The 3915-nt window shown below is 71.5% G+C and carries 2 protein-coding genes; both read left to right on the forward strand.

What is annotated here, in order from left to right; genetic code table 11:
• Positions 1–13: 13 nt before the first annotated feature.
• Positions 14–2428: a condensation domain-containing protein gene (locus QSK22_RS33020; protein ID WP_285498428.1), complete on the forward strand. Its 2415-nt coding sequence runs from the start codon at positions 14–16 to the stop codon at positions 2426–2428.
• On the forward strand, positions 2425–3915 hold a 1491-nt coding region (locus QSK22_RS33025), incomplete at its 3' end, for a condensation domain-containing protein (protein ID WP_285498429.1). The genes QSK22_RS33020 and QSK22_RS33025, both read left to right, overlap by 4 nt.

Genomic DNA, 3915 nt, shown 5'->3' on the forward strand with positions numbered 1-3915 from the left:
GGTTTTTGCGGGTGTGCGTGAGGTGTTGACCGGTGGTGATGTGGTGGCGGTGTCGGCGGTGGAGGCGGTGCGGGCGGCGTGCCCGGGTGTGGTGGTGCGTCATTTGTACGGGCCGACCGAGGTGACGCTGTGCGCAACCACGTTCGAGCTGCCCGCTGGAGCGGACGTTCCGGGTGTGCTGCCGATCGGGGGACCGCGTGACGACGCGCGGGTGTACGTGCTTGACCGGTTCTTGCAGCCGGTTCCCGTCGGGGTGGTGGGGGAGTTGTATGTGGCCGGGGGCGGACTGGCCCGCGGGTATCTGGGGCAGCCGGGGTTGACCGCTGAGCGGTTCGTGGCGTGCCTCTTCACCTCTGGACGCATGTATCGCACGGGTGACCTGGTCCGCTGGACCCCGGATGGCGAGCTGGTCTTCGTCGGGCGTGCCGATGAGCAGGTGAAGATTCGCGGGTTCCGGGTGGAGCCGGGTGAGGTCGAGGCCGTGCTGGCCGGGCATGAGTCGGTGGGGCGGGTGACGGTGGTCGCTCGTGAGGACCAGCCGGGTACCAAGCGCCTGGTCGCCTACGTCGTCCCGAACGGTGCTCCGGTGGAGGCCGCGGTGTTGCGGGAGTATGTGGCGGGGCGGTTGCCGGAGTACATGGTTCCGGCGGCGTTTGTGGTGTTGGAGTCGTTGCCGTTGACGGTGAACGGCAAGGTCGATCGTGCCGCGTTGCCGGCGCCGGACTTTGCGGGCCTGGCGGGGGGCCGGGCACCGGCCAACCCGACCGAGGCGGTCTTGTGCGACCTGTTCGCCGAGGTGCTGGGCCTTGACCTGGTCGGAGCGGATGACGACTTCTTCGCTCTGGGCGGGGATTCGATCATGTCGATGCTGCTGGTGTCGCGGGCCCGCCGGGCGGGGCTGGTGTTCACCGCACGACAGGTCTTCGAGCACCGCTCCCCGGCGGGCGTGGCGGCCGTCGCCACCCCCGTTGAAGACGGGGGTGCGGCCGACGAGGTCGAGGCGACCGGACGGGTTCCGCTGCTGCCGGTGATGCGGGAGGCGATCGAACGGTCGAGCGGTGAGGCGTTCTACCAGTCGATGCTGCTGTCGGTCCCGGCCGGGCTCGACTTCGATCGTCTCGCCCGTGCGGTCGGGGCCGTCCTGGACCGCCATGACGTGCTGCGTGCCCGGCTCGACGGCGCCGAGCTCGTCATCCCGGAACGCGAGCCGTCGAAGAACCCGCCGCTGCTGCGTGTGCCGGCTGCCGAGCCGCTGAACGAGCAGCTCCGCGCCGCCGAATCCCGGCTCGACCCGGCGGCCGGGGTGATGACCCAGCTCGTCTGGTTCGACGCGGGCCCCGACACCGAAGGCAAGCTCCTCTGGCTCATCCACCACCTCGTGGTGGACGGGGTTTCGTGGCGCATCCTGCTGCCCGATCTCGCCGGCGCCTACGACGCGCCGGACGGTGAACTTGAACCCGTGCCGGTTCCGTTCAGGCGCTGGGCCCTCGAACTAAAGGCCCAGGCGACCGGCGCCCAACGAGTCGCCGAGCTGCCGGCCTGGAAGGCGATGCTGGAGGGCCCCGACCCGCGGATCGGCAAGCGCCCGCTGGACCCGGCCCGCGACGTGATGGCGCGGATGCGGCGGTTTGACGTGTCGGTCTCCTCGGAGGTGACCGAGGCGCTGCTGACCCGTGTTCCGGCGGCGTTCCACGCGGGTGTGGACGACGTCCTGCTCGCCGGGCTGGCGGCGGCCGTCACCGACTGGCGGCGCCACGGCGGCGGCGTGCTGATCGACGTCGAGGGCCACGGACGCACCTGCGACACCCTCGACCTGTCGCGGACGGTCGGCTGGTTCACCAGCGTCCACCCCGTCCGCCTCGACGCAGGGCCGATCGACCCCGCCGAGGTGCGCACCGGCGGGCCCGACGCGGGCCGACTGCTCAAGCGCATCAAGGAGCAGTTGCGCGCGGTGCCGTCCGACGGGCTCGGCTACGGGCTGCTGCGCCACCTCAACCCCGACACCGCCGCCGAACTGGCCGCCCTGCCGGTACCGCTGATCAGCTTTAACTACCTCGGCCGGTTCACCGCGACGGCCGACGAGCGGCAGCCCGGCCCGTGGCAGCCCGTCGGGGGCCTCGACGGCGGAGTCGATCCCCGCATGCCCGCCTCGCACACGCTGGAGATATCGGCCGTCGTCCAGGACCTCGCGGACGGCCCCGTCCTCGCCCTCACCCTGTCCTGGCCGGAGGAGCTGCTGGATGCCGACGCGGTCGAGGAACTGGCCGGGACGTGGACGGCCATGCTGGCCGGACTGGTCGCGCACACCGACGGCGGAGACGCCGGAGGCCACACCCCGTCCGACTTCCCCCTCACCGATATCTCCCAGCACGAACTCGACGAATTCGAAATGACGGCGAAGAAGATGGCGCGGAAGGGGCCTAAGTGAGCGAGTCCATGTTGGAGGAAGTGTGGCCGCTGTCGCCCTTGCAGGAGGGCCTGCTGTTCCACGCCGTCTACGACGAGGACGCTCCGGACGTGTACGTCGGGCAGCGGGTGCTCGACCTCGACGGCCCGTTGGACACCGAGGTCCTCAGAAGGTCGTGGCAGGCGCTGCTCGACCGGCATGCGAGCCTGCGCGCCGGGTTCCGGCAGCGCGCCACGGGCGCGCCCGTCCAGGTGATCTACCGGGGCGTGGAGATTCCCTGGCGTGAGGTCGATCTGTCCGACCGGGCACCGGACGACGCGTCGGCGGAGGCCGCCCGCCTCGCCGCCGAGGAGCACCGCCGCCGCTTCGACCTCGAGGTGCCGCCGCTGCTCCGGCTGCTTCTGCTGAAACTGGCACCGGACCGGCACCGGCTAATCATCACCACCCACCACATCGTCTTGGACGGCTGGTCCCTGCCGGTCCTGATGAACGAGCTGTGGGCCGTCTACACGGCGGGAGGCGTCACCACCGGCCTGCCCCGGGCGACCTCCTACCGGGCATACCTCGCGTGGCTGGCCCGCCAGGACAAGGACCGCGCCCGGGCCGCCTGGCGCGAGGCCCTCGCCGGGGTCGAGGAGCCGACGCTTGTCGCCCCGGCGAGCGACGTCCCGGTGGTGCCGTCCAACCTGACCGTCCAGGCGGGGGAGACGCTCGCCGACGGGCTGCGCGCCCTGGCCCGCGGCGTCGGGGTGACGCTGAACACGGTCGTGCAGGCGGGGTGGGCGCTGCTGGTCGGGAGGCTGACGGGGCGTCGTGACGTGGTGTTCGGCGCGACCGTCGCGGGCCGTCCGCTGGACCTGCCGGGCGTTGAGCGGATGCTCGGCCTGTTCATCAACACCGTCCCCGTGCGGGTGACGCTGGACCCGGGCGAGACGGTGGCTGCGCTGCTCGGCCGGGTGCAGGCCGAGCAGTCGGCGCTACTGGACCACCAGTACCTGGGGCTGGCGGAGATCCAGCGGCTCGCCGGCTCCGGCGCCACCTTCGACACGCTGCTGGTCTTCGAGAACTACCCCATGGACCAGCAGGGCCCGCCGGACCTCGGTGGCCTGCGCTTCACCGGAGGCGACGTCCAGGAGACCACCCACTACCCGCTGTCGCTCGTGGTGGGACCGGGTGACGGACTCGAACTGAAGCTGGACTGCCGCCCCGACGTGTTCGACGAGCCCTCGGCACGCACGCTGGCCCGGCGGCTGGTGCGGTTGCTGGAGCAGATGGCGGCCGATCCCGGGCTGCTGGTGGGGCGTCTGGACGCGTTGGCCGCCGACGAGCGTGAGGTTGTGGTGTCGGGGTGGAACGACACCGTGCACGCTGTGGAGTCGGTGACGCTGGTGGAGTTGTTCGCTGCGCAGGTGGGGCGTACGCCGGGTGCGTTGGCGGTGGCGGATGAGCGTGTGCGGTGGTCGTATGCCGAGCTGGATGCGGCCAGTGACCGTGTCGCGGCGGAGTTG

The organism is Actinomadura sp. NBRC 104425, assembly GCF_030269545.1.
GTDB lineage: Bacteria > Actinomycetota > Actinomycetes > Streptosporangiales > Streptosporangiaceae > Spirillospora > Spirillospora keratinilytica.